This is a genomic window from Georgenia sp. Z1491, assembly GCF_057652395.1.
Genome location: NZ_CM172729.1, coordinates 2306960 through 2327520 on the forward strand (window position 1 = coordinate 2306960; position 20561 = coordinate 2327520).

The window sequence follows — 20561 nt, forward strand, 5'->3', positions numbered from 1 at the left end:
GCTAGCCCAGGCGGCGGGCCCGGCCGTGGTCACGCGCCGTGGGCGCACCCGCTACCGGCCGCCGCCCCGGGGGTCGCCGCGCGGATCTGCGCGCTGGGCACGTGCAGCGCCTCGGCGGCGCTCCGCCCGGTCCGGGCGAGGTAGGCGTCGACGAGACGGTTGCCGGCCGCGTACCCGCCGCCGGTGGGCACGCCCACCCCGGTACCACCGAACCGTTCGGCGATCGGGTCCCCGAGCACCCATGCGGTGACGTTCTGCATGCCTGTCACGTCCAGGCCGGTGAGGACGTGCGCGAACACCTCGTCGTCCTCCAGGTGCGGGATGCCGATCGGGGTGTGTCCGAGCTCGTTCCCGAACAGCTGCCGCGCGAAAGCGTCGGCCAGGCCCTCGGAGACGACGTGCTCGCCGACGTCGACGGTGGCCGGGTCCCACACCACGCCGCCGGGCGCGTAGCGGAGGTTGTGGTGCAGCTCGTGGACGGCGGCCGCCTCGAGGCGGGCGAGGTTCTCCTCGGTCGGCCACAGGGTGACCTGGATGTAGCCGGTCATCGCACCGTTGCCGTTGAGGCCGCGCGCCGGGCCCATGAACGTCTCGTCATCGGGATCCCCGAGCACGAGCAGGACGGTGATGTCCGGGACCTCGAGCCCGGGGACGGCACCGGTCAGGAGCTCGACCGCATCGGTCAGCGCGGCGCTGACCCTCGTCCACGCGTCCGCGGCCTCGAGGCGGTCCAGGGCCGCCAGCACGTCCTCGGTGCTCCGGTCGAGCGGGAAGCCCTGGCACATCGCGTGCAGGGCGACGAGGTCGACCTCGCCGGGAACGTAGCGATACATGTCCGCCATCGGCGCGAGCAGGTCGCGCAGGAGGTCGGGCCGGCCGGCCGGCGGCGCGGTGAGCACCTCCCGCATGCCGGACGCGGTGTCGAGCACGGTGATCGGCATGCCCATCACGGTAGGGACCGCAGGCGGGGACGTGCACGCGGTGTGCCCGATACGGCACTCCCGGATCACGTGCCGAGATCAACTCGACGTAGCTGGCGGGCGACCGGGCGGCACCGGCATCGCCCGTGCCAGGTGGTCAGACGTCCGGCTCGTCCGTACCGGTCCCGGCCGCCTCGCGCGCGAGCTCCTCCCCCATCGCCCGGGCCGCCTGCAGGGCGGCGGCTCGCTCCTCCTGCGCGCGCTGCCGCAAGGGAGCCATCGCCGGCACGAGGTCGGCGAGCGTGGCGTCGGCTCCGAGGAAGGTCAGCTGCATGCCCATCGCGTCCCCGAGCACGGCCTGCAGCACCGGGCGGCCGTGGTCCTCCGGTCCGTCGGCGTCGTCGTACACGGCCCCGCGGCTGGAGACGACGATCGCAGGCCGGCCGGCGAGCGGCTGGGTCTGGTGCTCGAGGAACGGCGCCGTCATGCCGAGCACGTGGACGTGGTCGAGCCAGGCCTTGAGCGTGGAGGGCAGCGAGTAGTTGTACAGCGGCGCTCCCACGAGCAGGACGTCGGCGGCGAGGAGCTCGCCGACGACCTGCAGCTGGTGCTGCTCGACGCGATGGCTGATCGTCGCGCCCCTCGGGCGCAGCGGTGGCGCGCAGTGCAGGTCGGCGTGCGGCAGGTGCGGCAGCGGGTCGGCGTGCAGGTTGCGCCACCGGACGGTCGCCCCGGGCACGGACGCCCAGGCGTCGGCGAACGCGCCGGTGATCTCGCGGGAGACGGAGCCGTCGGGCCGGGCGGAGGAGTCGAGTCGCAGCAGGTGAGCCATGCCACTGCACGGTACCGGTGTCGCACGCGGCCGGCGCGACGTCAGCTCTCCACGGTCGTCCGCGCACGACGCAGGCGTGCCGACACCGTCACGATCGCGACCACGGCCGCCGCGGCGATCGCCGCGTAGGCGGCAGGCCCGGAGAGCAGATCGCCGGTCAGTCGGGCGACGCCGACCCAGGCGAGCCCCCAGCAGATGGCCACGCTCGGGGCGAGACGCCCGCGGCTCCACAGGGCGAGCGCGGAACCGACCAGTCCGGCGACGGCGAGCACGGCGACCGCCCACGCGCCGGGGCTGCTCACCGACTCGCGCAAGCCGGCCTCCGCGAGCACGGCAGCCACGTTCGCGACCGTGGCCACGACGATCCACCCGAGGTAGAGCCCCGCGGTTCCGTCCGTGACGATCGTGTCGACGACGCCGGTGGACGGACGGCTCCGCAGCTCGACGAGAACGATGACGAGGACGACGAGGAGCACCGCCATGACGGCAAGGCTCAGCCAGAGGAGCGCCGCCTGCACGACGAGGAGCCATACGGCGTTGAGCAGCATCGACGCGGCGATCCAGAAGCCCACCCGCCGGTGCCGTTCGGCGGCCGCCGGGGCCGGCAGCCACTGCCACACCGCGTAGGCCACCAGTCCGATGTAGATCACCGACCAAATCGAGAACGCCGGTCCCGCGGGGGCCACGTGGGTGGCGTCGGCGGCGAACGCCCCACCTGCGGCCTCGGGCATCGACTCGCCGCCGAGCGCGCCGGAGCCGACCATGGCGCCGAGGATCGCCAGGACCGCGCTCACGGAGACGACCACGTGGCGGACGCGGTCGGCGCCCGTGGGACGGGTGTCCGACTCAGGCCTGCGGTGCGATCCCTGTGCGGGGTGTGCCATGCGATGTCCTCTCGTCGTTGGTGCTCTGCCGCTCCCACGTCGCCACCGGCCCGGGCACCTCGACGAGCGACGGGTGCGGATCAGGGTGCTCGACGCCGGCGAGGCGGGCGTGGACGTCGGGGCTGCGCCGCTGAAGCTTTCCGAGCAGGTGCTGCCACTCGAGCGCGAGCTGTCCGGTCGTCACGGTCATGGCTGGCGGACCGGACGCGTCACCGGGCGGGGTGCGGATCTTCGCGGCGTCGAACCGGTACCCGCGGGCATGTGCCTCGTCGGCGATACCGGCGAGGTACTCGCCCAGGGCGGCCAGGGGGTCGGCCTGCGAACGGAAGCGCTCGACCTGGGGATGGTTCGCGTACCCTCCGCCGCCCTTGATGACGACGGACTGCGCGAGCAGCGCCTCGCGCCAGGCGGCCGTCAGACCCTGCCGGTCGAGGTAGCGCGGATGCAGGGACCAGAGCCGCATCAGCCACCCACCTGCTCGTCGACGTCGTCGGACCGGGCGTCGGCGTCGCTCGCTCCGGCGGTCGCCAGGAGGGCGTCGGCCTCGGCGGCCTCCGCGGCTGCCGTGATCCGCTCCGTCATCCCCCCGAAGATCACCGCGTGGAAGGGCTGGAGGAGCAGCCAGTACAGGCGGCCCGTGAGCCCGCGCGGAAGGTAGACGGCGCGCTGACGGTAGACGGCACCCTCGCCGTCCGGGCCCGGTTCGATCCCCAGCTCGAGCCACGCCCGGCCCGGCATCCGCATCTCGGCGCGCAGCCGGAGCAGCCGCTCCGGCTCGAGCGCCTCGACCCGCCAGAAGTCCAGCGCATCGCCGACGTGCAGGTGGACCGCGTCGCGCCGACCCCGGCGCAGGCCCGCCCCGCCCACGAGCTTGTCGAGCACGCCGCGCACCGCCCAGGCGAGGGGGAACGAGTACCACCCGTTCTCCCCGCCGATGCCCTCCACGAAGGACCACAGCGTGCGTGGCGAGGCGCAGGTGGCGCGTGCCCGGTCGTCGGTGAGCACCCGCTGTCCGGCCCAGTCCGGGTCGGTGGGCAACGGATCGCTCGGGGCGCCCGCCGGTGTCGAGCCGCGCCAGCTGGTCGGCACGTTGCGCTCGTTCGTCCGAGCCAGGGCGAGGCGGACCGCCCGGCGGTAGGGCACCAGCCCCTCGGCCGGCGGCGGGATCAGGGCGTCGATGTCGCGCTCGGTGACGACGCACGAGTGGCGCAGCGATCCGACGATCGGCACCGCGAGGTCACGCGGGATCGGTGTGACGAGGTTGATCCACTGCGAGGCCAACCAGGGCGTGAGTACCGGCAGGGCGATGATCGTCCGCCGCGGCAGTCCTCTCTCGCGCGCGAACCCGTTGAGCATCTCCGCGTAGGTCAACGCGTCCGGGCCACCGATGTCGAACGCCCGGTCGATGTCGCCCTTCGCCGAGGCGGCCTCGACGAGGTAGTGCAGCACGTCGCGGACGGCGATCGGCTGGACCCGGTTGCGCACCCACCTCGGCGCCGGCATGAGCGGCAGCACGTCGGCGAGGTGGCGCACCATCTCGAACGAGGCCGAGCCGGAGCCGATGACGGTGCCGGCCTGGAGCACGATCGCCGGCACCGAGCTGCCGAGGAAGACCTCACCGACAGCCACCCGGGAGCGCAGGTGCACGGTGAGCTGCTCGTCGCGCGGGTGCAGGCCGCCCAGATACACGATGCGCTCCACGCCCGCCGCCTCGGCCGCGCGGACGAACGCCCGAGCGGCACGCAGCTCGTCCACCTCGAAGTCCCGGCTCGCGGACAGTCCGTGGACGAGGTAGTACGCGACCTCGACCCCGTCCATCACCTCGTCCAGGGACGACTCGCTCAGCAGGTCACCCTGCCGGACGTCGACGTCCCCGGCCCAGGGGACGTCCCGCAGCTTGTCCGGGGTGCGGACGAGCGCCCGGACGGCGTGTCCCGCCTCGAGCAGCTCGGGCACCAGGCGTCCACCGATGTAGCCGGTGGCACCGGTGACGAGCACGGTGCGGGAACGCTCGGCCCTGCGCACGGTGCGCGGTGGGATCGTCACCATGGTCAGACTCCTGTCCTCGCGGCGTGGATGAGGATCATCGTGGCGACGAACCCGCAGGCGTAGTTGATGACGAGGAAGTGCTTCCAGCCCCGGTTCGTGCGCGGGGAGTCGGCGTCGGCGACCGTGACGTACGGCAGCGCCGTCACGAGGTAGGGCACCGCGATCAGCGCTCCGAGGGGGCCGGGCCACGGCACGGCCAGCATGAGCAGCCCGGCCGCCGCCCAGAGCAGCATCGCGAGGCGGACCGTCCACCGGGCGCCGAGCACCGTGGCGACGGACGACAGCCCGCCGGCCCGGTCGGGCACGACGTCCTGCACGGCCCCGAACGCGTGGCTCGCCATCCCCCACAGGAAGAACGCCACGAGCACGAGGGCAAGGGCGGGCGAGATCGCCTGGCCAGCGAGGACCGCACCGTACAGCGCGGGGGTGGTGAAGTGTGCGCTGGAGGTTGCCGAGTCGAGGAACGGGACCTCCTTGAGTCGCAGCCCGGGAGCCGAGTAGGCCACGACGGCACACAGGCTGAGCCCCAGCACCAGCCAGGACACCGGGTCGCCCATGGCCACGAGCACGACGACGAACGGCACGACGGCGACGACCACGGCGACCAGCACCGCTCGGTGCTGGTCCGGTGCGAGCAGCGCGCCCTCCGCGCCCCCCTTGCGCGGGTTGAGGAGGTCGGAGGCGTGGTCGAAGACGTCGTTGATCCCGTACATGGCGAGGTTATAGGGAACGAGGAAGAACAGCGTCCCGACGACGAGCGCGGCATCGACGTGCCCGCCGGTGAGGAGGTAGGCGGCGGCGAAGGGGTAGGCCGTGTTGATCCAGCTCACCGGCCGGGACGCGAGGAGCAGCGCGGTGCCGAGCGGGCGGCGCGCCGCTGCGGTCGCGGTGGCCCGCCGGACGCTCGGTCCGCTCGGTCCGTTCGGTCCGCTCATCGGTCCTCCTCGGTGTCGTCCCCCGACCCGCCCCGCGGGGCGAGCAGCAGCCAGACGCCCGGCAGCAGGATCAGCGCGCCGAGGGGGTAGGCGAAGTCCTCCACCGGGACGCGTCCCACGCGCACCCCGGTCAGGCCGTCCCAGTCGTACTCGAACAGCCCGGCCGCGATCATGAGGTTGTCGAACGTCGCGGTGAGCACGGCAAGAAGCACCGCGGTGACGACCGCCGGGAGCCACCAGGTCCGCAGGACTGCCCGGGCACGTCCGGAACGGGCGAGGCCCGCAGCGAGGACCAGCGCCGCGAGCGGGAGGAAGATCGCGCAGAGCACGAGGTAGGTCATGTGCGACCGCCGTCCGTCCGGCCCTGGGCCTCCGCTCCGCCGGATCGGCCCGGCGTGCGGGGAGGCGCCGATGTCGCCGTGCCCGGCCCCGGACGCTGCGTCCGCCCGAGGGCGCGCCCCGCGGCCATGAGCAGCACCATGGTGAGGTAGGACAGGAAGACGAGGAAGACGATCTCCTCGACGGGCATGTGCGGGGCCAGCAGGAGGCCGGTGGCGAACCGGGAGTCGAGGTGGCGGAACAGGCCGGTGACGATGCCGGCGGCGTCCCACGCGAGGAAGTAGGCGGTGCCCACGAGGACGACGAGCAGCGCGCGGCGCGGCGCCCGCCACAGGAAGAGCTGGTGACGGGCGTCGATCGTCGCCATGCCGGCCGTCGAGACCAGCAGCGCCGTGAGGTAGGTCCAGCTCATCGGGCACCGCCCGCCCCGGTGGCCGCGGCCTCCTGCGCCTCGGGGGCGCCGTCGTCCCCGGCGGAGGCCGCGGCGCCGGACGAGGCACCCGCGCCGCTCCCCCGGGCGTGCGGGGGCTCGGCCAGCGGGCCGGCCGTGCGATCGCCGCGCACGTGCTTGAGGACGAGCTCGGCGCTGATGAGACACATCGGCACCCCGATGCCGGGAATCGTCGTCGCCCCCGCGGAGACCAGTCCGGCCACGCGCCGGGAGGCGGTGCGCCCACGGAGGAAGGCGCTCTGCCGGAGCGTGTGGGCAGGGCCGAGCGCGCTGCCGCGGTAGGAGGAGAAGTCGCGCTCGAAGTCCCGGGGGCCCACGGTGCGGCGCACGACCACCCGCTCCGCCAGGTCGGGGATGCCGAGCCAGCGCGCGATCTGCTCGATCGCGATGTCGGCGACCCGTTCGACCCCCTCGTCACCGTCCCCGTCGATGCCGCCCGAGCCGATGGTCGTCCGCGCGGGCACCGGCACGAGGACGAAGAGGTTCTCGTGGCCGTCGGGAGCGACGGCCCGATCGGTGGCGCTCGGTCGGCAGACATACAGGGACGGGGGGTCGGGGACCCGCGCGTGCGGGCCGAAGATCTGGGCGAAGCTCGCCCGCCACTCCTCGGCGAGCAGGAGGGTGTGGTGCTCGAGCCCCGGAAGCGCGCCGGTCACTCCGAGCATGACGAGGACGGCGCTCGGGCCCGGGTCGAGCCGCTCCCAGTGTCGACGCGAACGGTCCCCCGCCCCTGGGCCGAGCAGCGCGGTCTCCGTGTGGTGCAGATCGGCGGTGGTCACGACGAGATCCGCGGCCAGGCGTCGCTCGCCCGGGCCACCGGCTGCCGGGTCGCCTGCGGTGCCGCCGTGGGCGCCGGACGCGTCAGCGGCGTCGTCGGAGCCGCCGGCTCCTCCGGCCCGCCAGCGCACGCCCGTCGCACGACCCGCGTGCGTGTCGATGCCCGTGACCTCCGCGCCGGTCACCACGGTGACGCCGTGCGCCCGGGCGAGACGTTCGATCGAGGAGACGACGGCGGAGAAACCCCCGCGCGGGTGGAACACGCCGTCGTCGAGATCGAGGTGGCTCATCAGGTGGTACATCGCCGGGGCGGCGAACGGCGACGTCCCGAGGAGCACCGCGGGGTAGTCCAGCACGCGGTGCAGCCGGGTGTCGCTGACGACGCGACCGGCATGGCGGTGCATCGACGTGGAGAGCAGGCGCAGGAGCGCGGGAAGGCGCCCGAGCACGGGCCACGACAGCAGCGTCCGGGCGTCCGTGAAGGGGTTGTAGAGGAAGGTCTCCATGGCCGTGGCGTACGTCCGCGCGGCCGACCGGAGGTAGCGCGCCACGCGTTCGCCGGACCCGGGCTCGAGGCGTTCGAACGTGGCGACGGTCGCCTCGAGGTCCGAGCGGAGGAGGAGCTGGTCGGCGGGTCTGCCGGGCGCGGGCTCGTAGACCACGCGGTAGGCGGGGTCGAGGCGCACGAGGTCGTACTGCTCGGCCGTCGTCGTGCCGAGGAGCCGGAAGAAGTGCTCGAACACCTCCGGCATGAGGTACCAGGACGGACCGGTGTCGAAGACGAACCCGTCCCGCTCCCACCGGCCGGCGCGGCCGCCGAGCGAGTCGTGCCGTTCGAGCAGCGTGACGTCGTGCCCGTCGCGCGCGAGCAGCGCGGCGGACGCGAGCCCGGCGACGCCGCCGCCCACCACGGCCACCGTCAACGGCCGACCCGACGCTGCCTGCGACGCCCGACGTCCGTGCGACTCCGGACGCGGGTACGACTCCGGACGACTCCCGCTCATACCGACCGCCTCCCCGTACGGACCGCACCGGCGACGATGCATGCCTTGACCGCGGCGGGCACGCGTACCCGCCGCCGGGCGACGACCGAGGCCGGCACCCGCTCGATCCGGCGGTTGAGCTCGGCGAAGAGGCGCAGTGCCGCGATCACTGCGGGACGCGCACCCGACGGCAGGTCGGGCAGCGACTCGCGGGCCACGTCGAGGTCCCGGCGGATCGACGTGGTGATCTCGCCCTTGCGCTCGTCGCCGAGGACGCCGTCCGACGTCCCCGGGAAGTAGGTGCGGCCCAGCTCGTCGTGGTCCTCGGCGAGGTCGCGCAGGAAGTTGACCTTCTGGAAGGCGGCGCCGAGCCTGCGCGCGCCGTGCTCGAGGCGGGCACGCCGGGCCGGAGAGACCTCGTCGTCACCGAGGAAGACCTCAAGACACATGAGGCCGACGACCTCCGCGGAACCGTAGACGTAGGCGTCGAACATCTCCTGCGTGTAGGTCACCGTCGTGAGGTCGGCGCGCATGGACGCGAAGAAGGCCGCGGTGAGGTCCTCACCGATACCGAACCGCCGGGCGGTGGCGACGAAGCTGTGCACGACCGGGTTGGCGCTGTAGCCCACCGCGCGCGCGCTGCGGAGCTCGTCCTCGAGGCGGTCGAGCACCTCGCCCCGCGCCGCGACGTCCAGGCCGGCGGCGTGGGCGGGACCGTCCACGATCTCGTCGGCGACCCGGACGAGCCCGTAGATGTTCGCGATGTGCGGTCGCATCTCGCGCGCCAGGAGCGCGCTGGCCAGGCCGAACGACGTCGAGTACTCGCGCAGCACGAGCCGGGACACCTTCGCCGAGGCGCGGTCGTAGCGCTCGAGCGCGGCGGACGCGCTCACGCCGCACGCTCCGCGCTGCGGTCGAGGACGTCGAGGAGGAGCTCGTCGAGCTCGTGGACGAAGCCGGCTCCGGCGACGATCGCCCGGACCGCGTCGCTCTCGGCGTCGATGGTGCGCTCGACCCGCTCGAGCGCCCCACAGTCCCGGATCACGGTCCGGAGCTGCTCGGCACCGGCGTCGGTCAGCGCCGGGGAGCCGAACAGGTGGCTGACCCGCGCCCAGTCGGGCGTGGTCCGGGCGAACGCCACGAGGAGGGTCTGCTTGCCCTCGCGCAGGTCGCCCTGGGCCGACTTCCCTGTGACGTCCGGCCGACCGAACACGCCGAGCACGTCGTCGCGCAGCTGGTAGACGACGCCGAGGCGGCGACCGATCTCGTCCAGGGCTGCACGGACGTCCTGGTCCGCGCCGGCGAGGATCGACGCCGCCCTCAACGGGGCCTGGAAGGAGTAGCGGGCCGTCTTGAGCTCGATGGTGCGCAGCACGCGCGACCAGTCCGACTCCTCGAGGCCGAGGCCGAACCAGGCATCGGCGTGCTCGCCGGCCGCTGCGGCGACGACCGCATCGTCGATGACCTGGACAAGCTCGAGCCGGACATCGCCGGGGGCGTCGCACGACGAGACGAGGCGGTGCGCGGAGCTGAGGAGGAGGTCACCGGCGATGATGCCCGAGGCCACGCCGAACCCGACGGCGCCTCCGGCGGTCGCGCCCCGGTCGACGACGTCTGCCGTGGCGCGCCCCGCGACGTTCGGCTGGCCCCGACGGCGGTCGTCGTTGTCGATGACGTCGTCGTGGGCGAGCAGCGCGTTGTGCAGGAGCTCGAACGCGCAGGCGACGTCGAGCGCGGGCCCGAGGTTCAGGTCGCTGTCGGACATGGTGCGCCACGCGGACATCACCAGCAGCGAGCGCAGCCGCTTGCCGCCGAGCACGAGATCGGCGAGGTGGTCGACCATGTCACCGAAGGCGTGGTGGTGGCCGACGCCGCGCGTCTGCAGCTCGCGCGTGACCGCCCGGAGCCGCGCGTCGACGCGCGCCTCGTCCCGGTCCACGGTGCGTGCACGCTGCGCGATCTGCGTCATGTCCGTCCCCCGTCCGCGTCCGTGGCCTCCGGGCGAGCACCGTCAGGACCGTCGCGCGGGTCGTCGCCCGGGTGGCTCGCGAGGTCCAGGAGGAAGTGCGTGACCGCGCGTCGCTCGGCCGAGCTCACGCGCGCGGCCGCGGCGAACCTGCGGGCATGCTGCACCCCGACGTGCCCGCGCGCGCTCTGCCTCGTCTCCGGGGTGACGGTCAGCACGACCCCGCGGCGGTCTGTCGGGTGCGGGGTCCGGACGACGTGGCCGCCGGACTGCAGCCTGTCCAGCAGCTTCGTCACCGCGGCACTGGTCAGACCGAGGTACTCGGCCACCATCGCGGGCGTGACCAGGGCATCGATGCGGGCGCCGCCCATGACGAGGCGCAGAGCCTGCATGTCCCGCTCGGACAGCGCCATGTAGTCGCTGGAGGCCTTCGCCTGCCGCGCTTCCTCGCCCTTCCACGCCTGGAGCGCGCGCATCACCTCGCCGATCTCGGCGAGGTCGGTCTCGCTCAGCCCGTCCAGGTCGAGGAGCGAGCCGTCGGGGTCCATCGAGGCATGGTCATGGAAGGAGTGGACGATGCGCCGGACCGGTTCGGAGAGCACCGGTTAATACTAACTGAGTAAGATACTTTGGCAAGAAGCGACGTGTCCGCCATGCCCGTCCCATCCGCGACGGGCAGCTACATCCCCACCGTCGCCATCAGTGCGCCGAGCTCGGGTCCCGCGATGACCCGCGTGCGGCCCGGTCGCAGGTCGCCGATCGCGATCGTGCCGATGCGCGTGCGCAGGAGGCGGGTCACGGGGTGGCCGACCTGCTCGAACATGCGGCGCACGATGTGGTTGCGGCCCTCGTGCAGGACGACCTCCACCAGGGTCGCGTCGGGCGCGGTGTCCTTGATCGTCACCTCGTTCGGTCTGACGAAGCCGTCCTCGAGCTCGAGACCTTCGCGCAGCTGCGCGGAGACCGCCTTGGCGATGCGCCCCTCGACGGTCGCGAGGTAGGTCTTCGGGACCTCGTAGGAGGGGTGGGTGAGCCGGTGGGCGAGCTCGCCGTCGTTGCTCAGCAGGATGAGGCCCTCGGAGTCGGCGTCGAGGCGGCCCACGTGGAACAGCCGCTCGGTCCGACCCTCGACGTACTGCGCGAGCGACGCGCGGCCGTCGGGGTCGTCCATCGTGGAGACCACACCGCGCGGCTTGTTGAGCGCGAGCGTGAGCAGCGTGTCGTCGAGCTGGACGCGCGAGCCGTCGACGTGGATGACCGCGGTGGCGGGGTCCACGCGGGTGCCGAGCTCGCGGACGATCGTGCCGTCCACGCTCACCCGGCCGGCGGCGATGAGCTCCTCCGACGCGCGTCGGGAGGCCACGCCGGCGCCGGCGAGGACCTTCTGGAGGCGGACGCCCTCGGGCGTGTGCGGATCGGTCATGACGCTCCCTGGGGCAGGTCGACGCCGAGGTCGGCGTCGAGATCGGGCAGGTAGGGGGCGAGCGGCGGCAGCTCGTCGAGCGAGCTCAGCCCCATCCGCTCGAGGAAGGTCGTGGTCGTCCGGAAGGTCATGGCTCCGCCCTCCTCGGCGACGCCGGCCTCCTCGACGAGCCCGCGGGCGAGCAGCGTGCGGACGACACCGTCGACGTTGACGCCGCGCACGGCCGCCACCCTCCCGCGCGTGACGGGCTGGCGGTAGGCGATGACGGCGAGCGTCTCCAGCGAGGCCTGGGTGAGCCGTGCGGTCTGGCCGTCGACGACGAACCGGCCGACGACGTCGGCCACCGACGGCGAGGAGTAGATCCGCCAGCCGCCACCGACCTCGCGGAGCTCGAAGCCGCGGCGCCGGCCCCCGCGCTCACCGCGGTACTCGGCCGCGAGCTCGACGAGCGCCTCGGTGACCAGGTCGGCCGGTACGCCGAGGACGCCGGCGAGGTCGAGCGCGGGCACAGGGTCGTCGACGATCATGAGGACGCCCTCGATCGCGGCGTGCAGCTCGTCGGCCCCGGGGCGGGCGTGGACCTCGTCGAGCGTGTCCTGCACCGCCCCGTCGGTCGGCGTCGCGTCGTCGGTCGGCTCGGGGCTCACGTCTCGCTCCTGGTGTCGTGCGGGTCGTCGGCAGCGGCTTCGTCGTCGTCGGCGGTGGTGACCGCCTCGTGGATGACTGCGCGCTGCCCGGGCTCGGGCTCGGCGAGCTCGGTGGGGTCACCGACGACGACGTCGCCCTCGTCGGGGCCGGTCCAGCGGACGCTGAGCTCGGCGAGGGCCTCGGCCTGCTCGAAGGCGACCGCGCCCTGGCGGAAGAGCTCGAGCAGTGCGAGGAAGCGGGAGACCACGTGCCCCGTGGTGGGGACGTCGGCGACGAGCTGCCGGAAGGTCAGCGTCCGGCGTTCGCGCAGCCGGTCGACGAGGATCGTGGCCTGCCCGGCGACTGGCACGAGCGGGTCGTGCAGGTGGTCGACGCCGACGCCGGGCGGAGCGGGCCGGCCGGTCTCCGCGTGCGCGGCGAGCCGCGCGAGGTCGTGCGGACCGGTCGACCAGACGAGCTCGGGCAGGAGCGCGGCCAGGTGCGGCTCGAGCGGCGCCGACCTCGGCCAGGACCGCGCGCCGCGCTCCCACGCCTCGGCCAGGTCCTCGGAGACGGACTTGTAGGCCCGGTACTGGAGCAGGCGGGCGAAGAGCAGGTCGCGGGCCTCCAGCAGAGCGAGGTCCTCCGCGTCCTCGACCTCACCGCGCGGCAGGAGCCGGGCCGCCTTGAGGTCGAGCAGCGTCGCGGCGACCACGACGAACTCGCTCGCCTCGTCGAGGTCCCAGACGTCAGCGGCCGCCAGGTAGGAGATGAACTCGTCGGTCACGGTCGCGAGCGCGACCTCGGTGACGTCGAGCCGGTGCTTGGAGATGAGCGAGAGCAGGAGGTCGAACGGCCCGGAGAAGTTGTCCAGGACCACCGAGAAGCCGCCGTCCCCGGGGGGCGCGTCCCCGTCCGCGACGACCTCCGGAGCCGCCCCGGTCACGTCCGTCTCAGGCTGCATCGCCGCGGGCGACGAGCTCGCGGGCGAGGCGCCGGTAGGCGTCCGCCCCCGGGTGCGTGGGTGCGTAGCTGGTGATGGGCTCCGCCGCGACCGAGGCGTCCGGGAACTTCACCGTGCGCGAGATGACGGTGCGGAACACCTTGTCGCCGAAGGCCTCCCGGACGCGGTCGAGGACCTCGCGCGAGTGCAGGGTCCGCAGGTCGACCATCGTGGCGAGGATGCCGTCGATCCGTAGGCGCGGGTTGAGCCGGTCGGTGACCTTCTCGATGGTCTCCACCAGCAGGGCGACACCGCGCAGCGCGAAGAACTCGGCCTCGAGCGGGATGAGCACCCCGTGCGCCGCCGTGAGCGCGTTCACCGTGAGCAGCCCGAGGGAGGGCTGGCAGTCGATGATGATGACGTCGTAGTCGTCCAGCACCGGCGCGAGCACCCGCGCGAGGGCCTGCTCGCGCGCGACCTCGCCGACCAGCTGGACCTCCGCCGCGGAGAGGTCGATGTTCGCGGGCAGGACGTCGAGGTTGGCGACCGGGCTGGTGAGGATCGCCGACCGCACGTCGGGCCGGCGCTCCATGATGAGCTGGTAGACGGTGCGCTCGATCTCGTTGGCGTTGATCCCGAGGCCGGCGGACGCGGCACCCTGCGGATCGAAGTCGACGATGAGGACGCGCCGGCCGTACTCGGCGAGCGCGGCGCCCAGGTTGATCGTCGTCGTCGTCTTGCCGACCCCGCCCTTCTGGTTGCACATGGCGATGACCCGGGCGGGTCCGTGGCTCGGCAACGGGTCCGGCGCCGGGAAGTCCTCGTCGCCCCAGGAGATCGGCGCGGCCGGCTCGGTGCCGGCGGCGTCCAGGGTCGGCTGCTCGTTGCTCATCGGCTCAAGGTTAGTCGAGGTGCCGGGCCCGGGGCGCGCCCGCCGATCAGACGCCGGTCACCGACCGGTTGCGCTCCATGGCGCGGCCTATCCAGCGGGACAGTCCGTCCTCGTCGTCGATCGCCGAGGCGTCGACCCGGATCCACCCCGGTCCCATGCTCCGCCCCTCACCCATCTCGGCCCGGCTCGCGCCGGCGAGGTCGACCAGCCCGGGGTCCGCCGCACGGTCCACGCGGACCAGCAGCGACCCGTCGCCGGACGCGGAGACGACCATCTGCTCGCGCACCATGAACGCCACGCCGCCGAACATCCGCTTCTCGAGGGTCGAGGGCTCCCCGGCCAGGAGCACGCGCAGCCGCTCGACGAGACGGTCACGCTCGGCCGTCACCGAGGCGCCCCGCCCGCCGGTGCCCTCGTCGAGGTCACCACCGGTCAGCCCCGGCGCTCTGTCCGGTAGCGGCGGATGAGCTCGGAGGTCGAGGAGTCGTGGGCATCAGCCGGCGGCGCCTCGTCGGCCGAGAGCTCGGAGGCGATGCGGGTCGCGAGGACCTTGCCGAGCTCGACGCCCCACTGGTCGAAGGAGTTGATGCCCCAGACGACGCCCTGGACGAACACCTCGTGCTCGTACAGCGCGACGAGCTGGCCGAGCACCGACGGGGTGAGGCGCGGGGCGAGGATCGTCGTCGTCGGCCGGTTGCCCGGGAAGGTCTTGTGCGCGACGAGCTCCTCGGGCACGTCGTCGGCCCGCACCTCCTCGGCGGTCTTGCCGAACGCGAGCGACTCGGACTGGGCCAGGAGGTTGGCGGTGAGCAGGTCGTGATGGAGTTCGACCTCCTCGTGCGCGGGACGCACGAACCCGATCATGTCCGCGGGGATCAGCTCGGTGCCCTGGTGGATGAGCTGGTAGAAGGCGTGCTGACCGTTCGTGCCGGGCTCGCCCCAGACGACCGGACCGGTGTCGGTGGCCACCGGCTCGCCGTCGCGCGTCACGCGCTTGCCGTTGGACTCCATGTCGAGCTGCTGCAGGTAGGCGGCGAACCGGCCCAGGTCCTGGGCGTAGGGCAGCACGGCGGACGTCGAGGCACCGAGGAGGTTCCGGTTCCACACCTTGATCATCGCGAGCAGGGCGGGCACGTTCTGCTCGAACGGCGTGGTGCGGAAGTGCTCGTCGACCGTGTGGAAGCCCGCGAGCATGTCGCGGTAGGCGTCAGGCCCGATCGAGATCATCAGTGCCAGACCAACGGCGGAGGTGAACGAGTAGCGGCCGCCGACCCAGTCCCAGAACCCGAACATGTTGTCGGTGTCGATACCGAACTCGGCGACCTTCTCGGCGTTGGTGGAGACCGCGACGAAGTGCTGCGCGACGGCGGCCTCGTCCCCGAGCACGTCGACGAGCCACGCGCGCGCCGACCGCGCGTTCGTCAGCGTCTCGATCGTGCCGAAGGTCTTCGAGGCGACGACGACGAGCGTCTCCTCCGGGTCGATGCCCTGGAGCGCGGCGCTGAGGTCGTCACCGTCGATGTTGGAGACGAACCGCACGTCGATCCGCGGGTCGGCGTAGGCGGCGAGCGCACGCTGGGCCATCGCGGGGCCGAGGTCCGAGCCGCCGATGCCGATGTTGACGACGGTGGTGATGGCCTTACCCGTGTACCCGGTCCACTCCCCCGACCGCACCTGGTCGGCGAAGGTCGCCATGCGGTCCAGTACCTCGTGGACGTCGGCGACGACGTCCTGGCCGTCGACGACGAGCTCCGCGTCGCGTGGCAGGCGCAGCGCCGTGTGCAGGACCGCGCGGTCCTCGGTGGTGTTGATGTGCTCGCCGGCGAACATCGCGGCCGTGCGGCCGGCCAGGCCGGCCTCGTCGGCCAGGTCCCGGAGCAGCTCCAGCGTGCGGGCCGTCACGCGGTTCTTCGAGTAGTCGACGTAGAGGTCGCCGATCTGCGCGGCGAGGCTCGTCCCGCGCGCGGGGTCGTCCGCGAAGAGCTCCCGCAGGTGCGTCTCGCCGATCTCGGCGTGGTGGGCGGCCAGCGCCCGCCAGGCGGGCGTGTCCGGGACGTGCGCGGCCATGGTCTCCTCCGAGGGGTCGACGTCGATGGCCCCATCGTGGCTCACTTCACGTCCCGCGTGCCAGCCCGTCCGCCGTGACGCGCACGCGGATGGCTCGTCGCGTAGACCTCGCGCAGCGCCTGGACGGTGACCTGCGTGTAGATCTGGGTGGTCGTCACGCTCGCGTGCCCCAGCAGCTCCTGGACCACGCGGACGTCGGCGCCGCCGGCGAGGAGGTGGGTGGCGAAGGAGTGGCGCAGCGTGTGTGGCGAGAGGTGGTCGACCTCGATCCCGGCGCGCTCCCCGGCGGCCCGCAGCACGCCCCACGCGCTCTGGCGCGAGAGCGGCCGGCCGAGGGTGTTGAGGAAGAGGCTCGCGTTGCCTCGCCCGCGCGCCGCGAGCGCGGGACGCCCGCGGACGAGGTAGGCGCCGACGGCGTCGGCCGCAGGCCCGCCCAGGGGGACGACGCGCTCCTTGCGCCCCTTGCCGAACAGCCGGACGGCGCGCTCGGCCAGGTCCACGTCGTCGATCACGAGGCCCACGGCCTCCGAGATGCGCGCGCCGGTGCCGTAGAGGACCTCCACCAGGGCGGCGTCGCGCACGCCGAGCGGCTCCTCGGCCGCCCCGGCGGCGGCGATGAGCGCCTCGACGTCCGCCACCGGTACGGCCTTGGGCAGGCGGCGTCCCTGGGCGGGCGGGCGCACGCGGGCGGCGACGTCGTCGGGGACCAGGCCCTCCGCGAGGGCGAAGCGGTGCCAGCCCCGGGCCGCGGTGACGGCCCGGGCGGCGGAGGAGGCGGCGAGCGGCCGGCCCCCGTCGGAGCCCTCCGCGAGCGTGGCGGCGAAGCCGGCGACGTCGTCGACGGTGACGCTCGCGAGGTCGCGCCGGCCGAGTGTGCGCAGGTGCTGCGCGTACCGGGTGAGGTCGCGGCGGTAGGCGGCGACGGTGTGGGCGGACAGCCCGCGCTCGACGGCGACGTGCGCCAGGTACTGCTCGAGCGCGGCCGCCAGGCCGTCCGGGCTCATGGGTGGGGTGCCGGGTCGGCGCCGGTGGCGAGGGCCCGGGCGCCGGCCACGGGGCCCGACCGGGTCACGGGATGAACGGGTCGATCGCGACGGCGAGGAACAGGACCGACAGGTAGGTGATCGATCCGTGGAAGACCGTCATCGCGTGCTTGCGGCCCCGGCGCGGGTCTCCCGACAGGCGCAGGAGCTGCACGCACTGGACGAGGAACCAGCCGCCGGAGACCGCGGCGGCAACGATGTAGAACCAGCCCATGCCGGCCACCGGGACGAGCGCGAGCGACGTGGCCACGGTGAGCGCGGCGTAGACGAGCCCGTGGGTGGCCACCGTGGGCGCTCCGGCCACGGCGCCGAGCATCGGTACCCCGGCCCGCTGGTAGTCCTTGGTGAACTTCATCGACAGCGGCCAGTAGTGCGGCGGGGTCCAGAAGAAGACGATGAGGAACAGCAGCAGCGCCGGCCAGTCGAGCGAGCCCGTGACGACGGACCACCCGATGACCACCGGCATGCAGCCGGCGACCCCGCCCCACACGATGTTCTGGCTCGTGCGGCGCTTGAGGATCATCGTGTAGAACACGACGTAGAGCAGGATCGCGGCGAGCGTGAGCGCCGCGGCCACGAGGTTGGCGAGGACGGCGAACCACGCCACGGACACGACGCCGAGGACGAACGCGAAGATCAGCGCGTTGCGCGGCCGGATCTCGCCGGTGACCAGGGGGCGCTCCCGGGTCCGGTTCATCACGGCGTCGATGTCCCGGTCGAGGACCATGTTGAAGGCGTTGGCCGACCCGGCGGCGACGGTCCCGCCCACGAGCGCGACGACGACCTTCCACCAGCCCGGCCATCCGTCGGCGGCGAGGACCATCGTGGGCAGCGTGGTGACGAGCAGGAGCTCGATGATGCGCGGCTTGGTCAGCGCGACGTAGGCGGCGAGCCGGGAACGGCGACGCCCGGGGTGCAGCGGGCCCGGGTGCTGCCCGCCCGCGCCGGCGACGGCTCCGTGGCCCGCGGTGGGGTGCGCGCCCGCGTCCGCGGGCCCGTTCGTGCCGGGTCCGCTCGCGGCGACCTCGTCGGTCGTGTCCTCGGGCGGGCTCACCAGGTCGCGCTCGTGCACGCGCACCACCTCTCTCGCCGTTCCCACATCCCCGGGGCGCGCACGCGGGGCGGCGCGCGGGAGGCAGGTCCTGCCCATGCTACCCGCGCACCGCCCGGGATCCGCGGCCGTTCTGAGAGGCACGTGCCACTCGCCCGGCCGCCGACTAGGCTCGGAGAAGATCCGCAGCGCCCTGGCGCACCCGACGAACTGGAGGACACGTGAACGACCACGCACCGGTGCTCGACGAGCTCGACCTCAAGGCGGTGGACACCGCACGCCTGCTCGCGCTGGACGCAGTACAGAAGCGGGGCAACGGGCACCCCGGCACCGCGATGGCGCTCGCCCCGCTCGCCTACCTCCTCTATCAGAAGGTCCTGCGGCACGACCCGTCCGACAGCCGCTGGATCGGCCGCGACCGGTTCGTCCTGTCGGCGGGCCACTCCTCGCTCACCCAGTACGTCCAGCTCTACCTCGCCGGGTTCGGCCTCGAGATCGAGGACCTCCAGGCGCTGCGCGAGTGGGGATCGAAGACCCCCGGCCACCCGGAGTACCACCACACCGACGGCGTCGAGGTGACCACGGGCCCGCTGGGCCAGGGCCTCGCGAACGCGGTCGGCATGGCGATGGCCACCCGTCGCGAGCGCGGCATCTTCGATCCGGACGCCGCCCCCGGGACCTCCCCGTTCGACCACCACGTCTACGTCATCGCCTCCGACGGCGACATGCAGGAGGGCGTGACCTCCGAGGCCAGCTCGCTCGCCGGCACGCAGAACCTGGACAACCTCATCGTCTTCTGGGACGACAACAAGATCTCCATCGAGGACGACACCTCGATCGCCTTCTCCGAGGACACGGTCGCCCGCTACGAGGCCTACGGCTGGCACGTCCAGGTCGTCGACTTCACCCAGGGCGGCACGGGCTACACCGAGGACGCCGACGCGCTGCTCGCCGCCATCGAGGCCGCCAAGGCCGAGACCGGACGCCCGTCCTTCATCGCGCTGCGGACCGTCATCGGCTGGCCCGCCCCGACCCTCCAGGGCACCGGCACCGCCCACGGCGCCGCCCTCGGTGCCGACGAGGTCGCCGCCACCAAGGAGGTCCTCGGGTTCGACCCGGCCGAGGACTTCGCGGTCGCGGACGAGGTCATCAACCACACGCGCACGCAGGCCGCCGACCGCGCCGCCGCCGAGCGCGCCCAGTGGCAGGAGTCCTACGACGCGTGGCGCACGGCCGCCCCGGAACGCGCCGCGCTGCTCGACCGCCTCGTCGCCAAGGAGCTCCCGGACGGCTGGACCGACTCCCTGCCGGAGTTCGAGGCCGGCAAGGCGGTCTCGACCCGCTCGGCGTCCGGCAAGGTCCTCACGGCCCTTGCGCCCGTGCTGCCCGAGCTGTGGGGCGGCTCGGCCGACCTCGCCGGCTCGAACAACACGACGATGGACGGAGAGCCGTCGTTCCTGCCGGTGGAGCGCGCGTCCAAGAAGTTCCCGGGCAACAAGTACGGCCGCACGCTGCACTTCGGCATCCGCGAGCACGCCATGGGCTCGATCCTCAACGGCATCTCCGCCTCCAGCGTGACGCGCCCCTACGGCGGCACGTTCCTCGTGTTCTCCGACTACATGCGGGCCGCGGTGCGCGTCGCCGCCATCATGGGCACGCCGTCGATCTACGTGTGGACGCACGACTCGGTCGGCGTCGGCGAGGACGGCCCCACCCACCAGCCGATCGAGCAGCTCACCGCGCTGCGCGCGATCCCGGACCTCGACGTCGTCCGCCCGGCGGACGCCGCGGAGACCGCCGTCGCGTGGCGCGGCATCCTCGAGCGGACCGAGCGCCCGGTGGGCCTCATCCTCTCGCGCCAGAACCTGCCCAACCCGGAGCGCGGCGGGGACACGGGTCTCGCCCCGGCCGAGGGCGCCCTGCGCGGCGGCTACGTGCTCGCCGACTCGCCCACCGGTTCGATCGACGTCCTGCTGATCGCCACCGGCTCCGAGGTGCAGCACGCGCTCGCGGCGCGCGAGACGCTCCAGCAGGACGGGATCGGCGCCCGCGTCGTGTCCCTGCCCAGCGTCGAGTGGTTCGCCGACCAGGACGAGGCCTACCGCGAGGAGGTCCTCCCCTCGGGCGTCAGGGCCCGGGTGAGCGTCGAGGCCGGGCTGGCCATGCCCTGGCGCGACCTCGTCGGCGACGCCGGACGGTCCGTGTCGATCGAGGGCTTCGGCGCCTCCGCGCCCGGCGACGTCGTCATGGAGAAGCTCGGCATCACGGCGGACGCCGTCGTGGCTGCCGCGAAGGAGACCATCGAGGCCGCCTCGGCCTGACGACCCACGTGACACCCTCGACGGGCCGCGGACGGTACGCCGGCCGCGGCCCGTCGCA

The 20561-nt window shown here is 73.4% G+C and carries 21 protein-coding genes; 1 reads left to right on the forward strand and 20 read right to left on the reverse strand.

Going from position 1 to position 20561, the window contains the following annotated elements; all coding sequences use genetic code 11:
* Positions 1-29 precede the first annotated feature (29 nt).
* The 20 genes from AC24HA_RS10655 to AC24HA_RS10750 form a co-directional block, all read right to left on the reverse strand.
* The gene (locus AC24HA_RS10655; RefSeq protein ID WP_425709883.1) at positions 30-941 is read right to left on the reverse strand and encodes a DUF2268 domain-containing putative Zn-dependent protease; all 912 of its coding nucleotides are present in this window, start codon (positions 939-941) and stop codon (positions 30-32) included.
* Positions 942-1077: 136 nt separating this feature from the next.
* Positions 1078-1752 carry an FMN-dependent NADH-azoreductase gene (locus tag AC24HA_RS10660; protein ID WP_425709882.1) on the reverse strand — a complete coding sequence of 225 codons (675 nt, stop codon included), beginning with the start codon at positions 1750-1752 and terminating at the stop codon, positions 1078-1080.
* 41 nt (positions 1753-1793) lie between these two features.
* Positions 1794-2636, reverse strand: coding sequence for a tryptophan-rich sensory protein (locus AC24HA_RS10665; protein WP_425709881.1), 843 nt, complete (start codon positions 2634-2636; stop codon positions 1794-1796).
* The gene (locus AC24HA_RS10670) at positions 2599-3099 is read right to left on the reverse strand and encodes a pyrimidine dimer DNA glycosylase/endonuclease V (protein WP_425709880.1); all 501 of its coding nucleotides are present in this window, start codon (positions 3097-3099) and stop codon (positions 2599-2601) included. The genes AC24HA_RS10665 and AC24HA_RS10670 overlap by 38 nt, the downstream gene beginning before the upstream one ends.
* Positions 3099-4685 (reverse strand): SDR family oxidoreductase, encoded by a 1587-nt coding sequence (locus AC24HA_RS10675; protein ID WP_425709879.1) that lies wholly within the window; start codon positions 4683-4685, stop codon positions 3099-3101. Before AC24HA_RS10675 ends, AC24HA_RS10670 begins: the two co-directional genes overlap by 1 nt.
* A gap of 2 nt (positions 4686-4687) precedes the next feature.
* A complete protein-coding gene (locus AC24HA_RS10680) occupies positions 4688-5620 on the reverse strand; it encodes a prenyltransferase (RefSeq protein ID WP_425709878.1) in 933 nt (310 codons plus the stop codon).
* Positions 5617-5961, reverse strand: coding sequence for a lycopene cyclase domain-containing protein (locus tag AC24HA_RS10685; RefSeq protein WP_425709877.1), 345 nt, complete (start codon positions 5959-5961; stop codon positions 5617-5619). The genes AC24HA_RS10680 and AC24HA_RS10685 overlap by 4 nt, the downstream gene beginning before the upstream one ends.
* Positions 5958-6371: a lycopene cyclase domain-containing protein gene (locus AC24HA_RS10690; protein WP_425709876.1), complete on the reverse strand. Its 414-nt coding sequence runs from the start codon at positions 6369-6371 to the stop codon at positions 5958-5960. The genes AC24HA_RS10685 and AC24HA_RS10690 overlap by 4 nt, the downstream gene beginning before the upstream one ends.
* A complete protein-coding gene (gene crtI / locus AC24HA_RS10695; protein ID WP_487563501.1) occupies positions 6368-8095 on the reverse strand; it encodes a phytoene desaturase family protein in 1728 nt (575 codons plus the stop codon). The genes AC24HA_RS10690 and crtI overlap by 4 nt, the downstream gene beginning before the upstream one ends.
* 92 nt (positions 8096-8187) lie before the next feature.
* Entirely contained in the window at positions 8188-9063 is an 876-nt protein-coding gene (locus AC24HA_RS10700; protein ID WP_425709874.1) for a phytoene/squalene synthase family protein, read from the reverse strand.
* Positions 9060-10139 carry a polyprenyl synthetase family protein gene (locus AC24HA_RS10705; RefSeq protein ID WP_425709873.1) on the reverse strand — a complete coding sequence of 360 codons (1080 nt, stop codon included), beginning with the start codon at positions 10137-10139 and terminating at the stop codon, positions 9060-9062. The genes AC24HA_RS10700 and AC24HA_RS10705 overlap by 4 nt, the downstream gene beginning before the upstream one ends.
* The gene (locus AC24HA_RS10710; protein ID WP_425709872.1) at positions 10136-10738 is read right to left on the reverse strand and encodes a MarR family winged helix-turn-helix transcriptional regulator; all 603 of its coding nucleotides are present in this window, start codon (positions 10736-10738) and stop codon (positions 10136-10138) included. Before AC24HA_RS10710 ends, AC24HA_RS10705 begins: the two co-directional genes overlap by 4 nt.
* A 77-nt stretch (positions 10739-10815) precedes the next feature.
* The gene (locus tag AC24HA_RS10715) at positions 10816-11559 is read right to left on the reverse strand and encodes a pseudouridine synthase (RefSeq protein ID WP_425709871.1); all 744 of its coding nucleotides are present in this window, start codon (positions 11557-11559) and stop codon (positions 10816-10818) included.
* Positions 11556-12206, reverse strand: a complete 651-nt coding sequence (gene scpB / locus AC24HA_RS10720) for an SMC-Scp complex subunit ScpB (protein WP_425709870.1) — start codon at positions 12204-12206, stop codon at positions 11556-11558. Before scpB ends, AC24HA_RS10715 begins: the two co-directional genes overlap by 4 nt.
* Positions 12203-13150, reverse strand: a complete 948-nt coding sequence (locus AC24HA_RS10725) for a segregation and condensation protein A (protein ID WP_425709869.1) — start codon at positions 13148-13150, stop codon at positions 12203-12205. The genes scpB and AC24HA_RS10725 overlap by 4 nt, the downstream gene beginning before the upstream one ends.
* Entirely contained in the window at positions 13140-14021 is an 882-nt protein-coding gene (locus AC24HA_RS10730) for a ParA family protein (protein WP_425709868.1), read from the reverse strand. The genes AC24HA_RS10725 and AC24HA_RS10730 overlap by 11 nt, the downstream gene beginning before the upstream one ends.
* Positions 14022-14067: 46 nt before the next feature.
* A complete protein-coding gene (locus AC24HA_RS10735) occupies positions 14068-14409 on the reverse strand; it encodes a TfoX/Sxy family protein (protein ID WP_425709867.1) in 342 nt (113 codons plus the stop codon).
* Between the two features lie 44 nt (positions 14410-14453).
* Positions 14454-16088, reverse strand: coding sequence for a glucose-6-phosphate isomerase (gene pgi / locus AC24HA_RS10740; RefSeq protein ID WP_425709911.1), 1635 nt, complete (start codon positions 16086-16088; stop codon positions 14454-14456).
* Between the two features lie 41 nt (positions 16089-16129).
* The gene (locus tag AC24HA_RS10745) at positions 16130-17092 is read right to left on the reverse strand and encodes a site-specific tyrosine recombinase XerD (protein WP_425709866.1); all 963 of its coding nucleotides are present in this window, start codon (positions 17090-17092) and stop codon (positions 16130-16132) included.
* Between the two features lie 64 nt (positions 17093-17156).
* A complete protein-coding gene (locus AC24HA_RS10750) occupies positions 17157-18050 on the reverse strand; it encodes a heme o synthase (protein WP_425709910.1) in 894 nt (297 codons plus the stop codon).
* A gap of 353 nt (positions 18051-18403) precedes the next feature.
* Here AC24HA_RS10750 and tkt point away from each other — a divergent pair, with 353 nt between their 5' ends.
* A complete protein-coding gene (tkt, locus tag AC24HA_RS10755) occupies positions 18404-20503 on the forward strand; it encodes a transketolase (protein ID WP_425709865.1) in 2100 nt (699 codons plus the stop codon).
* The last annotated feature ends 58 nt before the right edge of the window (positions 20504-20561 follow it).